Source organism: Levilactobacillus parabrevis ATCC 53295, assembly GCF_001434055.1.
GTDB lineage: Bacteria > Bacillota > Bacilli > Lactobacillales > Lactobacillaceae > Levilactobacillus > Levilactobacillus parabrevis.
In genome coordinates, this window is the sequence record NZ_AZCZ01000009.1 from 20,334 (window position 1) to 36,166 (window position 15,833).

Annotated in this window: 15 protein-coding genes; 11 read left to right on the top strand and 4 right to left on the bottom strand. The window is 49.9% G+C overall.

Annotated elements, in window-relative coordinates; translation table 11 throughout:
• The first annotated feature begins 198 nt into the window (after positions 1-198).
• The 8 genes from FD07_RS03610 (at position 199) to FD07_RS03645 (ending at position 9,449) form a co-directional block, all read left to right on the top strand.
• Entirely contained in the window at positions 199-1,836 is a 1,638-nt protein-coding gene (locus tag FD07_RS03610; RefSeq protein WP_020088936.1) for an alpha-glucosidase, read from the top strand.
• 280 nt (positions 1,837-2,116) lie between these two features.
• Positions 2,117-2,587: a MarR family winged helix-turn-helix transcriptional regulator gene (locus FD07_RS03615; RefSeq protein ID WP_020088935.1), complete on the top strand. Its 471-nt coding sequence runs from the start codon at positions 2,117-2,119 to the stop codon at positions 2,585-2,587.
• A gap of 327 nt (positions 2,588-2,914) precedes the next feature.
• On the top strand, positions 2,915-3,667 hold the full coding sequence (gene pnuC, locus FD07_RS03620; RefSeq protein ID WP_020088934.1) for a nicotinamide riboside transporter PnuC: 753 nt from the start codon (positions 2,915-2,917) through the stop codon (positions 3,665-3,667).
• A gap of 174 nt (positions 3,668-3,841) precedes the next feature.
• Complete coding sequence (locus tag FD07_RS03625; protein WP_020088933.1) at positions 3,842-4,762, top strand: magnesium transporter CorA family protein; 921 nt, start codon at positions 3,842-3,844, stop codon at positions 4,760-4,762.
• A gap of 396 nt (positions 4,763-5,158) precedes the next feature.
• A complete protein-coding gene (spxB, locus tag FD07_RS03630; protein WP_020088932.1) occupies positions 5,159-6,919 on the top strand; it encodes a pyruvate oxidase in 1,761 nt (586 codons plus the stop codon).
• A gap of 152 nt (positions 6,920-7,071) precedes the next feature.
• Complete coding sequence (locus FD07_RS03635) at positions 7,072-7,515, top strand: MarR family winged helix-turn-helix transcriptional regulator (protein ID WP_155823040.1); 444 nt, start codon at positions 7,072-7,074, stop codon at positions 7,513-7,515.
• Entirely contained in the window at positions 7,516-8,916 is a 1,401-nt protein-coding gene (locus FD07_RS03640) for a DHA2 family efflux MFS transporter permease subunit (protein WP_020088930.1), read from the top strand.
• A gap of 113 nt (positions 8,917-9,029) precedes the next feature.
• Positions 9,030-9,449 carry a hypothetical protein gene (locus FD07_RS03645; protein ID WP_020088929.1) on the top strand — a complete coding sequence of 140 codons (420 nt, stop codon included), beginning with the start codon at positions 9,030-9,032 and terminating at the stop codon, positions 9,447-9,449.
• 256 nt (positions 9,450-9,705) lie between these two features.
• Here the strand turns inward: FD07_RS03645 and FD07_RS03650 are convergent, their stop codons facing one another.
• The 3 genes from FD07_RS03650 to FD07_RS03660 all read right to left on the bottom strand — a co-directional run bounded on the left by FD07_RS03650 (position 9,706) and on the right by FD07_RS03660 (position 12,173).
• A complete protein-coding gene (locus FD07_RS03650) occupies positions 9,706-9,957 on the bottom strand; it encodes a hypothetical protein (protein ID WP_020088928.1) in 252 nt (83 codons plus the stop codon).
• A 160-nt stretch (positions 9,958-10,117) separates the two neighbouring features.
• Complete coding sequence (locus FD07_RS03655) at positions 10,118-11,482, bottom strand: sensor histidine kinase (RefSeq protein WP_020088927.1); 1,365 nt, start codon at positions 11,480-11,482, stop codon at positions 10,118-10,120.
• Positions 11,472-12,173: a response regulator transcription factor gene (locus FD07_RS03660; protein WP_020088926.1), complete on the bottom strand. Its 702-nt coding sequence runs from the start codon at positions 12,171-12,173 to the stop codon at positions 11,472-11,474. The genes FD07_RS03655 and FD07_RS03660 overlap by 11 nt, the downstream gene beginning before the upstream one ends.
• A gap of 180 nt (positions 12,174-12,353) precedes the next feature.
• Between FD07_RS03660 and FD07_RS03665 the strand changes: the two genes are divergently transcribed.
• Complete coding sequence (locus FD07_RS03665) at positions 12,354-12,647, top strand: hypothetical protein (protein WP_020088925.1); 294 nt, start codon at positions 12,354-12,356, stop codon at positions 12,645-12,647.
• Positions 12,648-12,857: 210 nt separating this feature from the next.
• On the opposite strand, the gene FD07_RS03670 is transcribed toward FD07_RS03665, so the two are convergent.
• A complete protein-coding gene (locus FD07_RS03670; protein ID WP_020088924.1) occupies positions 12,858-13,508 on the bottom strand; it encodes an SDR family oxidoreductase in 651 nt (216 codons plus the stop codon).
• Positions 13,509-13,832: 324 nt separating this feature from the next.
• Here FD07_RS03670 and FD07_RS03675 point away from each other — a divergent pair, with 324 nt between their 5' ends.
• On the top strand, positions 13,833-15,035 hold the full coding sequence (locus tag FD07_RS03675) for an NAD(P)/FAD-dependent oxidoreductase (RefSeq protein ID WP_020088923.1): 1,203 nt from the start codon (positions 13,833-13,835) through the stop codon (positions 15,033-15,035).
• Positions 15,036-15,118: 83 nt separating this feature from the next.
• Positions 15,119-15,646: a methylated-DNA--[protein]-cysteine S-methyltransferase gene (locus FD07_RS03680; RefSeq protein ID WP_020088922.1), complete on the top strand. Its 528-nt coding sequence runs from the start codon at positions 15,119-15,121 to the stop codon at positions 15,644-15,646.
• Positions 15,647-15,833: the final 187 nt, after the last annotated feature.

Genomic DNA, 15,833 nt, shown 5'->3' on the forward strand with positions numbered 1-15,833 from the left:
CACTCGTAATTAAACTAGAAAATTGTGTCCGGCCACCGACCAAAATGTTCGGGGGCCGGACTTTTTAAAAGATAGGCATAAAACTTGCAAAAGAAGCCGACAAACCGGATAATTATTGTTACAATGAAAGCGAATGCAGGATTGGTATTTCCCGATAACAATCGGTTGCACAGTTTCAGGGATGGAAGGAAGAAAGTCATGGGCGACACACAGTGGTGGCAACACGCAGTCGGATATCAGATTTATCCGCAGAGTTTCTTAGATACGAATAACGATGGTATCGGAGATCTTGCTGGTATTCAACAGCAGATCGACTACCTGAAAACCTTGCGGGTCGACTTTGTCTGGGTCTCTTCATTCTACCCGTCAGGTGACGTGGATAATGGCTATGATGTCGTGAAATACCGTGGTGTGGCACCACAGTTCGGGACGCTGGCTGATTTTGACCGGCTCGTTGCAGCGCTCCATGCGGCCGATATTAAGATTGTGATTGACCTGGCACTCAACCATACGTCGAGTGAACACCCGTGGTTTCAGGAGGCATTAGCCGACCCCACCAGCGCCTATCACGATTATTATATCTGGCAACCGACCCCACCGGACGTGGCCCCGAATAATTGGGAGTCCGTCTTCGGTGGCTCGGCGTGGACCTACCATGCCGCAAGTCAAGCGGCGTACCTCCATACCTTTGCTCGGAAACAGCCGGATCTGAACTGGGAGAATCCAGCTGTGCGCCATGAGATGAGTGACATCATTCAGTGGTGGGCGGATCGCGGCGTTGATGGCTTCCGTTTGGATGGGGTCACCCATCTGAAGAAGCAAGCTGATTTTGCCGATGTAGCCGCGCCCCGGACGGATTATTACCGAGACTTTGCGGGGGTCACCACCTACTTGGCTGACCTGAAGCCAGTCCTGCAACGCAATCATTTATTTACCATTGGTGAGGCGGGTGGCATCGATATGCCGACGGCGCAACGCTGGCTGGATCCTGATACGGGGTACTTTGACCTGTTGTTGGAATTTGACCACGTGCATTACTGGGAGAATGCGGAACCTAAGCTACCGATTGCTGCCTTGCGTCAGAACCTGACGCGCTGGCAGTTGGCACTGGCCGACAAGGGCTGGAACGCGTTATTCATTGAAAATCACGATTTACCCCGCGCCGTTTCCTACTATGGGAACCCGGTGGACTATCGCCGTCGTTCTGCGAAGGCCTTGGGATTGTGGTACTTGTTGATGAAGGGCACGCCGTTTATCTATCAGGGCCAGGAGCTGGGGTTACCCAACGCTCGGTTCGATAGTATTGATGATTACCGTGATTTAGATAGTCGCCTGTATTACCGGAGTCAGCGGGCCAAGGGTGTTCCAGAGTCAAAGATTTTGGCACAACTGGCCGCTGAGAGTCGGGACAATGCGCGGACGCCATTCCCGTGGAACGGTGAAGTGAATGGTGGTTTTTCCGAGCATCAGCCGTGGATTCAACCCACACAAGTTGTGGAACGCATCAACGTGGAACGTGAAAGTCATGATCCATACTCGGTTTTCACGTTCTATCGCCAGCTGATTCAGTTGAAAAAGACGGTACCGACGTTACAAAAGGGCCGTTATGAATTGATTGATACTAAAGATGACCAATTATATGTTTATCGTCGAACTTATAATGGCGATAATTGGTTGATTGTCGTGAATATGAGCAATGCTGCTGCAACCACTCAGGAGTTTGATTTAAATCCGAGCGAGCTGATTGTCACCAATATGCGGGTAGATGCAGCTTCGGATGAAACACAGATTCAGCCGTGGGAAGCCCGGTTGTACCATTTACGAAAACTAGAGTGAGATTGAAAGCGGGGCGGTCCGGGTGAAAACGCGGCCGCTTTTTGTATACATTTGATTGCGAAAGAGTATTTTAGCTGTTAATAATTAGCCAGAATTATAGTCGGAGTAGTTTAAACCATAAACTTTTCGACAAATTAGTGAAAGCCACTTGCATTTCACGAGATTGTTCTTTATTATTAAATGTATAGATATTTCTATGGGGTCAACCATTTTGCGTATTGCTAATCGTGTTAATTATCTTAGCGGTTAGTAAGTAAAAGATAAGGATATGATGAATACTATGGCAAAAAGTAAGGTCGTACATGCGGAGAGTTTCTTCGAATCTTACATGGAGTTGAAGCGAGAATTAGAGAAATCAGCAACGCGATTCCAACGAGCAATGGGGATTTCGGTGGATCAGTATGCTATTCTGCATCATATTTTGGAGAATCCCGGTAAGTTGACGTCGGCCACGGTTGCTGACAGTCGAGGAATCTCCCGAGCAGCTGTTTCACGCGGGATTTCACAGCTGATTCGGCGCGGTTACGTGCTGCAGAGCTACCAGTCTTCCGATCGCCGGGTACGGCCGCTGTCGTTAACCACGAGTGGGGAAGAGCTAGAAATGATGTGTCATGATCTGCTGATCAAGTCAGCGAAGATCATGAGTGAGACCCCCCTTTCTGCAGAGGGGAGTCAGTTTACGGTGGGTGAGCTAACGCAGATGCTTGCGTCGGCTACGGCACAATTAACACCGGAAGCACCAGAAGAGTAAGGGACTTTTAAATTTTTATTTAGACGGATCAGTCGTTCACGACTGATCCTTTTTATTTGGTCATTTCCCCTCAAACTATAAAAAGTGTGCAATGTCGATATGTTATAGAATCCTGTTTCACAGGACACCTGACGGGAGTGTAACCGTTTTCTGATAATCGTAGCGTCATGAAACAAATTTGAAATTTTTCCAGTTTCAGAGAAAATTGCGTGCTATAATCATACCTGTTGCTCAAAACGAGTGACACAATATATTGTGTAGTGTAGCCACCTCGCCGGCGAGATTAATACTATATGTGGTTAATAAAATATGAGGGAGCGCATTAACATGAAGCATTATATTCAATTTTTATCTCACCAACTGAAGGGCTGGCCACAACAGAATTATTATCTGTTCTTCTTTAGCCTCGGGTGCCAGGTCATGACCTTAGTTGGCCAGCAGATAACGCTACTGACGGTGCTGACGTTTATTGGGACCACGTTAGGTGTGCTGTGTGTTCTGGCAATCAACGCGGCCAAGTCAGTCAACGGCTGGCTGGGTGTGCTGTCTGCGATTTGCTTCATCGTTACGGGTTTCGCTGCTAAGAATTATTTAAGTATTTTTGAACAGTTATCTTACGTGGCCACGCTGGATATTCCAGTTCTGCTGAGTGCGAGCTGGAACGTTAACATGGCTTCTAAGATTCGGAAGTTTGACGGTAAAAGTTGGGCAATTGCGTTGGTTTCCACGATTGCCGTTTACCTAATCTCCGGGTGGGCCATTGGCGCCTTCACGGACGATCCTCGGCCCTGGGTCGATGCGATCAGCTTTGCCATCAGTTTAACGGCTGGCATCATTTGCTTCTTACGTTTCAACAACCAGTACGTCTGGTGGATTGCTTCAGGTCTCGCTCAAATGGTTCTGTGGTTTATTTCGTTCCGGCAGGGTTCTGCAACGCTGGCGATGTTTATCAACAGTTCCGTCTACCTGATCAACGACGTGTTGGCCTTCACCGTTTCACCTTGGTACAACAAGAAGGAACGCGCGCGGATCATCAAGCAAGAGACGGCGTACGCTGCCAGTCTAGAGAGTTCCAACTAAGTTAAGGTTTAGTGATTGGGCCGTTGTTTCAGGCGTGGGTCTTGAAACGACGGCTTTTATGGTGATTTTGCGCTTGTCGAACGCGTGACTGTCTTTTCAAAATTGACTTTTTTCAGCGCGGGTACGGGGGACGTGGTACACTAGGGGCATTGCTTGTATGAGGGAGCGGAGACCATGATAGTTGAGAAGAAGATCGGGGCCAAAGATCAGGACCTGGTATGGGTCATGACTATGGTTGAGGAAGAAGCCGACCGAGAGACCCTGAAGGTTAAATATGGCCTAACCGATGAGATTTTAACGTATGTGACCGATGAAAATGAACGGTCCCACTATGACCGGGACGATTTCTTAAATTCACAATTGTTTGTGTTGCACGTGCCGGTGGTCGTAGATCAGGTATCCCAGCGCTACATCACGCGACCAGTGACGTTTCTATTGAAGGGAAATAACATTTTTTCCATCACCACGAAGAATACACATTGGGCGAATACGCTGTTGGATGAGCGTTTGAAGCTGGATCAAATCTACGACACAAATGAATTGTTGCTGGTTGGGATGTTCATTCTATTCGACCAATTTCTGGCGCCGATTCGCAAAATCAATGCGGAACAGAATCGTTTGGATAAGCAGCTCAATAAGTCGCCGGATAACAAGGACTTAATCGCGCTGTCCAACCTGCAACAGAGTCTGGCTTACTTTGTCAGTGCCACGCGTAACAATGCCATGATGGCGGTTAATCTCAGCAATACGCCGTTTGGTCGGCAACTTTCTGATACCAATCAGGAACGGCTAGATGATGCGGTGATCGAAGCACGCCAAGCCTCTGAAATGACGTCAATCGAGGCCGATGTCGTTGACCGAATCTCAAGTACGTTCAATAACGTGCTGAATAATAACCTGAACGACACGATGAAGTTCTTGACGATTTGGTCATTGGTCTTAACAATTCCAACCATTGTGACTGGTTTTTACGGCATGAACGTCAAGCTACCGTTGGCCAATCAAGGCAGTGTCTCGTGGTTGATCACGGTGGCGATCATGCTGGGAGTCATGGTATGGGTCGCACTGATGCTGAAACACCGACATTTCTGGTAAAAATAAGGATGAAACATGGAGCGGGGAACTAGCTGGCTTTTGACAACCGTTTCAGCGATATAAGAGTGAATAGCAGCAGAGCCTGGGATTTTGTTCCGGGCTTTTTCTTTGCCTAAAATTAGTATTCGCGACTGTCGGAGCGGAATAAGCTATCGCTAATTGGCTTGTTAGTTTTCGTGGCATCTCATGGATTTGCAATCTTTTGAATGCGCTTTATTTGTTGCCTTAGCGGGAAATATCGGCATTTGTTTGGGCAACGATTCAAGTGATTATTTTCACTAACAAAAAGTAAGTAGAATTACTGGCATTTCATCCTGAAACGGACTATGATGTTACTAATCAATGATTTCGGGGTGCTTTTATTTGGCGACATCCCATCAAAGGAGCGCGATTCAAATGACAAAGATGATTGCGGGTCAAGCATTGGTAAAGGTTTTGGAAGCATGGGGGGTTGACCACCTGTATGGGATACCTGGGGGATCAATTAATCATACCGTTGAAGGCTTGTACCTGGAAAAGGATAAGGTTCAATACATTCAGGTGCGGCACGAAGAGGTTGGTGCGCTAGCTGCGGCGGCTGATGCCAAGTACACTGGGAAGATCGGTGTTGCCTTTGGTTCCGCTGGTCCCGGCGCGACTCACCTGTTCAATGGTCTTTACGATGCTAAAATGGATCACGTGCCAATGTTGGCGTTGGTCGGGCAAGTGCCGACAGCGACGATGAATACGAATTACTTCCAAGAAATGGATGAAACGCCGATGTTCGCTGACGTTGCCGTTTACAATCGGACAGCGACGACCGCGGAACAACTGCCTTACGTCGTCAACCAGGCGATCCGGGAGGCCTACCGGCAAAAGGGACCAGCTGTAGTCATCATTCCGGAAGACTTGTCATCGACCGAAATCGACTATGAACCCGTGAAGACGCCAAACACGGTCTCCAACACGTTTACCCAAACAATTGACCCCAAGGCTGTAACGGCGACCTTAGAACTGTTGAAAGCCGCCAAGCATCCCTTGATCTATGCTGGTCGGGGCTTGTTAGGTGCTCGCGATGAACTGGTCAAATTTAGCGAACAGTTCAATATTCCCGTGATCAACACCGTGCCGGCCACCGGGGTAATTCCAACCGATCATCCAAACGCCATTGGGACGTTTGGTCGCTTGGGGTCTAAGTCTGGATTTGAAGCACTCCAACACACCGATTTGATCCTGTTCTTGGGGTCCGAGTTCCCATTTGCCCAGTTCTGGCCAAAGAACATCAAGATTATCCAAGTTAACGATAATTCCTTTGATATTGGCAAGATGGTGCCCGTTGATTACGCTGTTATCAGCGATGCTAAGAGTTACCTGCAAGCCATGATCGCCACGGGTGAAACGTTGCCTGAAACGGACTGGCTCAAGGCCAATCGCCTCAACAAGCAAAACTGGAACAAGTGGTTGTCCCAGCTTGCCGATGATGACAGCAATGGCTTAGCGCCCGAAGCCGTGATGAAGAAGGTCGCTTCCATGGTGGGCCCTAAGGATACTTACGGGGTCGATACCGGGAACGTTTCGGAATGGTCCGTTCGGGGCTTACCAATGAACAAGCAACAGCGGTTCGTCTTGTCCGGCTTATTTGCGACGATGGGCTACGGGTTACCAGCCGGAATGGCCGGGGCTTTGAGCGTTCCAGAGGGCCAAGCTTGGTCGTTCTCTGGTGATGGTGGCTTTGCGATGGTCGCTCCCGATATTATTACGGAAGTGCGTTACGAGTTGCCCGTCATCAACGTGGTCTTCAGCAACCGGCGTTTCGGATTCATTTACCGTGAACAGGTCGATACGAAGCAACACTTGTACGGGGTCGATCTGACCGATGCTGACTGGGCAAAGGTTGCCGAAGGCTTGGGTGGTATCGGCTTTACCGTAACCAACAATGCCGAAGTCGAAAAGGTCTTCGATCAGATCAAGGATCTGCAGGCAAAGGGCAACAAGAAGCCTATTGTGGTCAACGCCGTTATCAAGGATGATGACCCGATTGGGACGGCCTTCATGCCACTTGACGCCAAGCTCTACGGCCAGGAGACGGTCGATGCTTACGCCAAGGAGAACCACATTGACGTTCAGCAACAACCTGCTTTAGGTGAACTGCTGCGTGCCAAGGGCGATAACCTTTAATTTGAAATTTTAAAAACGAGAGTCGTTCCAAGTCAGTTATTGATGTGGAACGACTTTTTTGTCGTGCAAGATTTTTTCTGAAATGACACTTGCAATCGGTGGATAATCAGCTTAGAATTGTTAGCTGACTAACAAAGAGAGGATGACTTAAATTGCCTGACAGAAGGTTGGGGGCTTGGCTCCGAGACGCCGAGCACCAAATGAACCTTGAAATGAACGAATTCGCCCGACCATACGGGCTGACGGGGATGCAGATGTCGGTGATCGACTTTTTCGGTCGTCGCGGGGGCGTTGATACCTTCCAAGTTGATGTAGAACGAGAATTTCACGTCCAGCGTTCCACGGCCTCTATCTTAATCAAACGGATGGTGGAACATGGGTTGATGACGCGTGTCGTGGCACCCGGCGACAGTCGTAAGCGACAGCTTAAACTAACGACGCAGGGACAACAACTGGTCCCCATCGTGATGGCACACCTGAAACAACAGGATGCTCTTATGGTAGCTGGATTAACGGCGCAGGAGGCCGTAGCTTTTCGTCACGCGCTAGAGAACGTGACACGGTGGGGCAAGGCCCCGGAGAAAGGGAGTAAGTAAATGGCAACTGAAAAGATTGAACCACGGGTGATTGGCGCTGTCCTGGCGACGGGGTTGATGTCTCTGAGTGGGGTCATCATTGAAACTGCGATGAACATCACTTTTCCAACTTTAATGAAACAATTTGGCGTGACCACTGGAACGGTTCAGTGGATGACGACATTGTACCTGCTGATTGTCGCCTGCATCGTGCCTGTTTCATCATTTCTGAAACGACGCTTTAAAATGAAACAGCTTTTCGTGACGGCGAACTTACTCTTTATTACCGGATTGCTAGTGGATGCGTTGGCGCCCGCGTTTGTCTGGCTGCTGGTTGGGCGAGCCATTCAAGCGGTGGGTACGGGAATTGCCTTACCACTGATGTTTAATATTATCTTAGAACAGGTACCACTGAGTCGAATCGGCATGATGACGGGGGTGGGAACACTGATCACCGCTATTGGCCCGGCAATCGGACCGACGTACGGGGGAATCCTCGTGACCAGTCTGAACTGGCGATATATTTTCTGGATCTTGCTACCATTCTTGATTGTGTCATTCTTCGTGGGACTCAAAACTATTCAACAAGTCTCACCCATCGTTCACGAAAAATTTGATGGGTTGAGCATGTTGACGGTTATTGCAACCTTTGGCGGTCTGATCTACGGGTTCAGTTCACTGGGCAGTCAGCCGCTGTTGAGTTGGTCCGTTCTGGGAGCTTGGATCGTTGGAATCTTGGGCTTACTAGGATTTGTGTTCCGCTCCAATCATGTGGAACACCCGCTGATCAAGTTGGATACGGTGAAAAATTCCGCGTTTGCTTGGCATTTAGCTGCGTTCTTCCTCTTGCAAACGACGGCGTTGGGCCTGTCCTTTATCTTGCCCAATTATCTGCAATTAGTTGATCAGCAAACCGCTTTCATCGCCGGCTTAGTTGTCTTGCCTGGTGCTGTGATTGGGGCTGCGTTTTCACCGATCGGGGGTCAGATTCTCGACCGGTTCGGCGCCAAGAAACCAATTGTTTTGGGACTGAGCATTGTGACGGTCACGTTGCTTGCGATGACCGCGTTTGCCCGTCAGTTACCGGTCTGGGCGGTCTTGGGTCTCTACATTGCCTACATGGTCGGGATTGGTACGGCGTTTGGAAATATCATGACGGCTGGCCTGAAACAACTGCGGGGTGACCTGAAGGCCGATGGCAATGCGCTCATGAACGCCATGCAGCAATTTGCAGGTGCCCTAGGAACCGCCGTTGTTTCCATGATTATCTCCGCCAGTCAGGCGAGTGGTCAGGGAAGTACCGCCGTGAAGACGGCGGTGGGGTCGCAGTGGGCCCTGTTGGTGCTGGTCGTCACGGGGGCCCTAGCACTGTTGAGTATGCTAATGGCTTTCAAGCTATCCCGTCCAACCCGCACGCGTTAGTATTGCTATTGGCTTTACCATAGCGACCGCGAGCTACCCTAATTTCATTAACCCCATGCTACACTTCACTTAATGAAGATGCGATTGTGTAGGTTGAAAGTGAGGCGACCGGAATGCGGTATGACTGGCGGTATGGTTTTCATTCATTTTGGTTTCTAATGATGTTGATGCTGATGATGAGTCCCGTGATTTTTATCGATCAAGTGTCTGTCAAACACATTGCGATGGGCACGATGGTTGCGGTTCTACTTGTCGACTATCTCTTTACGCGGCAATATCCATATTTTAATCGGTTTGGGCGCCAAGGATTTGGCGGTCTGATCAGCATCGGTTTCTTCGTCATGATGGCAGCGGTGGCGCCCTACTTTGGGTACTGGTCACCGTCAGCTTGGGGATTCGTGAGTTTCTGTGTGGCAAGCTTTGGGGGTTCTCTGGACGGTCGCATCGCCCACCCAACCGATATTTTAGTCAGTCAGACACGTGCTCAGTTGCGGAAGAAAGCTGAGATTCTCCGTAAGCCGATGCCACGGTGAGCTTACGGTTATTTCTCCGAAAAATTTAGTGCTCGATTTGAATCGGAAGCGGTCTTCCGATTCTGACAGAAGAACACCCCCAGGTCAACGAATGGACGTTCGACCTGGGGGTGTTTTGTGTCGGCATTTAAGCTCAAAACTCAGTCCTGCTAGGCGTAAGGGCATGAGCGAAATCTTCTGAAATAAAAACGACTGGTTCCGTTCTCGCTGTAACGGTTAAACACAGTCGCATCATTTGATAGTAGTTTTAGGGTTTTTAGTAGGCTGGCGAGTACGTCCAGTCGTAGGCCAGTAATTGGTGGAACTTCTCGCCAATTGGGACCCACAGTTTGGCTTTCGCAATGTTGGCAATTGACTCCCAAAAGAGGGGGTCCTTGCGCTCCTGGTCGCTTAACTTAATGTTGACGTAACTCCCGGCTTCCGTCTTGGCGATGACGTAAGGGTAGAACACTTTCGTAATCTGGGCGGGAGTAATCGTTTTAATCTTTGGGTTGTCATCTATCAGCATAATTGTCCGCTTCCTTTCATTTGATGAACCCAGTATACCTGGAAAAGGTAGCGAAAGTCCTTGATGTAAGTTAAGTTTTGTCTGAGAATTTCTTAGTTTTTCGATTTTTGATGATTGTCGCATAAAGTAGCCAGGGACTCTGACAGCTGTAGGTGACGGTTTAAGCCAGTTCATCAGTGGCCTGAAGAATGACGGTGAACTTGGTACCACGGGGATCGTTATCACTCACCGTAATGGTTCCTTGATTCAGTTGGACCAACTGCGACACGATGGCTAGACCGAGCCCACTCCCTTCAATCTTGCTGGAGCGAGAGGCGTCGACTCGGTAGAAGCGCTCGAAGATGTGGGCCCGGTCGGCCACAGGAATTCCGGTTCCCTGGTCAGCCACGGTTACGGTAATCTGGCCAGCGCTCTGCGCGACGGTTACGGTTATGGGCTGGTCTGCCGGCGAATACTTGTGGGCGTTATCCAAGAGTGCCGTTAGGATCTGATGAAGCATGTCAGTGTCGCCCAAGGCCATTACCGGGTCGCCGGGACCGATGAAGCTCAGTGGTTGGGTGACCAGTGGTTGGTAGTGAGTCACAACGCTCTGGGTCAGTTGTGCGATATTGAGCGGCTGTAGCGTTACCTCGGCCCGGTCGGCTCGCGACAGATGTAGGAGATTTTCGATCAAATGCTGCATGCGTAGCGATTCCTGATCAATGAAGCCCAGTGACTCGGGGATGACCTCGGGATGCTTGTCGCCGCGGCGTTCAATCAACTTAATATTCCCTCGGATCGTCGCAATCGGAGTCCGTAATTCGTGAGAGGCATCGGAAATAAACTGTCGTTCACGCTGTAGTCGACCGTTCTGAGAAGCTAACAACTGATTGAAGTCCTTAGCCAGCTGGGAAATCTCGACGGGTTCCTGTGGTTGGGGAAGTTCCGTCTGGGTCGTCTCGGGGTTGGCCGCAGCTTGTTGGGCCGCTTGAGCGAGTTGAATCGTGGGCGCGCTGATACGTTTGGCCAATCGTCGCACAAAGAAGAGCCCAATCAGGAGGCTGAGGCCGATGGCAATGATCAACACAGCAATCAATACGTGGAGGTTACCGACCAGCACGTGCATCCCGATGTAGAGGTGATACGTGCGACCGCCAGTCTTCAACGTTTCCGCGAAGAAGAGGCCCAAGCCCTTGAAGTAGGTCAGGTGAGTAAATGGGACCGACCAAGTGCTGGCGTTGGCCAACGCGTTGCCGTGGGGCAGCAGTGAAGTGGTCGAGCCGTTGGCGTTCTTAATGAAGACAAATGTGTTGTGGGAATTGAGGCCGCTCGAGCGGTTGATGGCCAGCCAGTCTTGAAAGTTCGTGACTTGTGAAGTTTGGAGGCTGGCACTCAGTTGTTCGGCCTGATTCTGTGCGCGCAGTAACTGATCCACGACCAGGGTCACACTGACGGTCAGTACGATGACAATGCCAATCGTAGTGAGTAGGCTGGTAAAGGAATGGCGGATAATATCCGCGTAGGTTCGAGGCTGTTTAGCCGGCATCGTCATCATCCTCTTTAAGACTGTAGCCGACGCCCCGGATCGTGTGGAACAGGTGGGGAGCGTCGCCAACGTCAATTTTATTGCGTAAATAACCGATGTAAACGTCGACCACATTCTGTTGGCCGAGAAAGTCGACGCCCCAGACATTGTCGAGGAGTTCATCGCGGGTAAAGACTTGGCCCGGGTGTTGTAATAGGAAAAGGAGCAGATCGTATTCGCGCTGGGTCAATTGAATGGCTTGGCCACCGCGGTCGACTTGCCGGGTCTTGGTGACCAACGTCAGGTCTTGCAGGTGATAGGTCTGGTCGCGACCGCTCTGATGAGCAGTCCGTCGCTGAATCACCCGGATACGCGCCAACAACTCTTCAATCTCAAATGGCTTCGTGATGTAATCGTCAGCGCCAGTGTCGAGGCCCGTAATCTTATCGCCGAGGTAGTCGCGAGCCGTCATCATGATCACGGGTAGGTCGTCGTGCTTTCGAATCCGACGGAGTACCTGCATGCCATCCATCTTTGGTAACATCCAGTCCAGGAGAACTAAGAGCAGGTCATCCTTCTTTTCCTGATAAGTCTCCCAGGCGGCTTCCCCATCGGCAGCGGTCAGGACGTCAAAATCTTCAAAAGTTAATTCCTTAGCAACGTAACTGGCGAGGCCCTCTTCGTCCTCAACTAGTAGAATTGTATTTTTCATGTTTAAGCGATACTCCTTGCTGTGACGTGGTTTACAGGCATGATACCACACAACGCCGTGGCAAAAATAAGAAATTCATATTTTAACCTTAACGAAGCTTAAAGATTAATGGCCTGACCGGATGGTATAACTAATACATCGAAAGCGATAAGCCAAACAACGAACTTAGGAGTGGTTAAAATGACTAAAATTAAAGCAATGATGACTAAAGTAATTCTGGGTGCCATGACTGTAACAACTTTATTGGCAACGTCCGCGGGGGCTTCCGCCGCCACGGTGACGACGACCAACACAGCGGCCCCGGCTGTCCGAACGACGGTGCAATTGGATTCACGGCCTGCAGCGCCGATTCATCCCATGAAGATCCACTTGAAGCGGGTCACCACGAAAAGAATTGCTAGCCAAGTCCAAACGGTAGTTGATGCCAGTGCCCTGAACCTGGACCAGAAGCACAGTGACGACCAATTAAAGTAAAAAGTGACGGTCTAAGCTTTGCCAGATGAAATTAGCGCCATCCCTTGGGTGTAATGCCCGCACGTGAATCAGCAAAATAGAAGCTAAATTGTCAGTGGTGCCAGAGAGCGCTGCTGGCTTTTTAAGTAAAATTAAAGGTCGCCCCCGGACATTCACAATGGTGTGAACGTCCAGGGGCGGCCTGATTTGGTTAACGTAAGGGAACAGTCGTTACTTTACAGCTGCCACGGCGTCAGCAATCGCCGTATCGCCATTAACTAATTCAAACGTTTGCTTAGGCAGGGGATGCTTAACCACAGCAACAACCGCTGCGGCCACGTCTTCACGGCTGATGGATTTGATATCGCTGTTAGCCGTGTCCAGAGTGATCTTGCCCGTTGGTGCGTCGTTGGTTAAGATTCCTGGCCGGACGATCGTGTAGTCTAAGTTGGTCCGATGGCGTAACCACTGATCAGCATAGTACTTGGCAACGTAGTAGGGCCGAATCCCGGATTTGTCCCAGAAGGTCCGATCGTCGGTGCCCATAGCACTGACGATGATGAACCGCTTGATGCCGGCCTTTTCGGTGGCAATCATGGACTTAATTGCCCCATCGAGGTCGATATTCAACGTCATATCGTCCCCGGTACTGCCGCCGGAACCGGCAGAGAAGACCACTGTGTCAACGCCAGCCATAGCGGGGACCATAGCGTCGGCAGTACCCAGCAGGTCAACGATTCGGGGCTGGCCGCCTAAAGCAGTGATGCTGTCGGCCTGGGTGGCGGAACGGATGCCGGCGTACACCGTTTCACCTGTTGCTGCGAGTTGCTTCACGATGTGTTGGCCCACGTGGCCGTGAGCGCCAATAATCAATGTTGTCATTCAAAAGCCTCCTAAGTTTCGTTCACTTAACTAACCTCTACAATAAAGGTTTTGTGGAAAAGTTTCAGCTAAAGCGACTCATCAAATGAATTTGGGGCAGCCTGGGTGCTGGGGAGATTGTGAAGAAAATTGCTAACCGTTATCAATAGCTTTTCACTTGATAACTCGTATAATAGAGGTAAATCATCCCTAATTGGTTAGTTCACCCACCGATTCCTCCGGGGGGAGTGATGGCTGGCTGAAAATGTAACCGGTTTAACCAGTAGAAGTGTTAACGAGCTAATCGTGAATTGGGAAACTACAGTAGAAAAGGGGTCGTTTACAATGGCAACGGTTTTAGTTCTAGGCGGTGGCTATGCAGGCATGCGGGCTATTAAATTTTTACAACGTGAGGTTCCAAGTGACGATGAGATTATCTTGGTCGATAAGACGGGGACCCATGCAGAAAAAACCAATCTTCATGAGGTGGCGGCTGGGACGATTGCGCCCGAGCGGATTACCTATGAAATCAACGATGTGATCGGCAGTCGGGTTAACTTTATTCAAGACAGTGTGACCAACGTTGATGTTGACCAGAAGCAAGTAACGCTGAAAGACCATGAGCCGATCACGTATGACTATTTAATCTTGGCATTGGGTTTTCAGACCGAAACATTTGGCCTCAAGGGTGCCGAAGAAAATGCCTTACCAATGGATGACCTGAAGACGTCCGAAGCCGTTTACCGGCACATCGAGGATACAGTAAAAGGCTATGCTCAGACGCAAGACCCTAACGACCTGACAGTGGCCGTCTGTGGGGCTGGTTTTACCGGAATCGAGTTGTTAGGGGAATTGACCCAATCCCTGCCAAAGCTCCAGACACGCTACAATACGCCGGAGATTAAGCTGGTCTGCTTGGAACGATCGCCAGCCATTCTGCCAATGTTTGACAAGTCACTGGCAGAGTATGCGATGCGCTTCATGGCTAAGCACAATGTGGAAATGAAGTTAGGGTCAAACATCAAAGAGATCAAGCCGGGGGTCGTCGTTTACACTGACAGTAACGATGAAGAACACGAGCAGCCAGCCAATACCATCGTTTGGACGGTCGGGGTCAGCGGCTCACACGTCATTTCTGATTCTGGCTTTGAACAACGGCGGAACCGGATCGTGGTTAAGGACGACCTGTCAATCGAGGGTCATCCCGAAGTTTACGTTGTCGGGGATGTCGCGGCCGTGATGGATGCTGAGAGCAACCGGCCTTATCCAACGACTGCCCAGATTGCATTGGCCGCTGGGGCGCAGGCTGCTAAGAATATTGGCTTGCAACTACGTGGCCACGAGACACGGCCGTTCGTGTACAAGTCAGTCGGCACGGTTGCTTCATTGAGTGACCGGGATGGAATCGGTGAAATCTTTAGCAATAAGCGGAAGGTCAAGGGATATCCGGCATCTGCTTTGAAGAAGGTCATTACCGATCGTTCCATCTTGGAGAGTGCCCATTTGAGCACGGTCTTCAGCAAGGGTCGGTTCGACCTATACCACTAAAAACGGGACAACTTTCAAAAAGCGAGTAGGCAATATTAGCCTACCCGCTTTTTTAATGCTAAAATAAGCAAAAAGGGTGATAAATGATGCGACAGAAGCAACTCATGACGCCATTGGGAACGATTACAGCTGCCAGTGATGGCGATGCGCTTACGGGTCTGTGGTTTACCGACCAGCAACACTATGGGAGCACGCTATCAGCTGAGACATCACTGGGGGATGCACCGGTCTTTGACCAGTTGGCAGAGTGGCTGACGGCCTACTTTGCCGGGCAACAGCCGCCGGTGGATTTCCCTGTTCGACCAGCCGGAACGGCGCTTCGTCAGGTCGTCTGGTCGGTGTTACGAACAATTCCATATGGCGAAGTTCGAACTTATGGTGAACTGGCAACATTGGTGACCCCAATGATTGGTCATAACCCGGGAGCCCGTGCCATGGGCAATGCTGTCGGTCACAATCCGATTAGTCTGGTGATTCCATGCCATCGAGTTGTTGGGCAAATGGGGGATTTAGTTGGTTACGCCGGTGGACTGATTCGGAAGAAATCGCTGTTGCGGCTCGAAGGAAGCCTGGCGATGACGACTGAGCGCGTAGTTCTCGAAAAAAATTAGGTATTTTCCAGAAAATTTACGGATTTCTTACCTATTGTGCACAAAAGTATCGTACAATGTACCGGTAGATATGCTATAATCAATTCTGTCCAAAAACTAAATTGATAGCATTGTTGATAGGCGTAACTACTCAACAATGAACTGACATTTTTTTCGCGAAAAGGGTTTCTTCTTACTAGAAGACGCG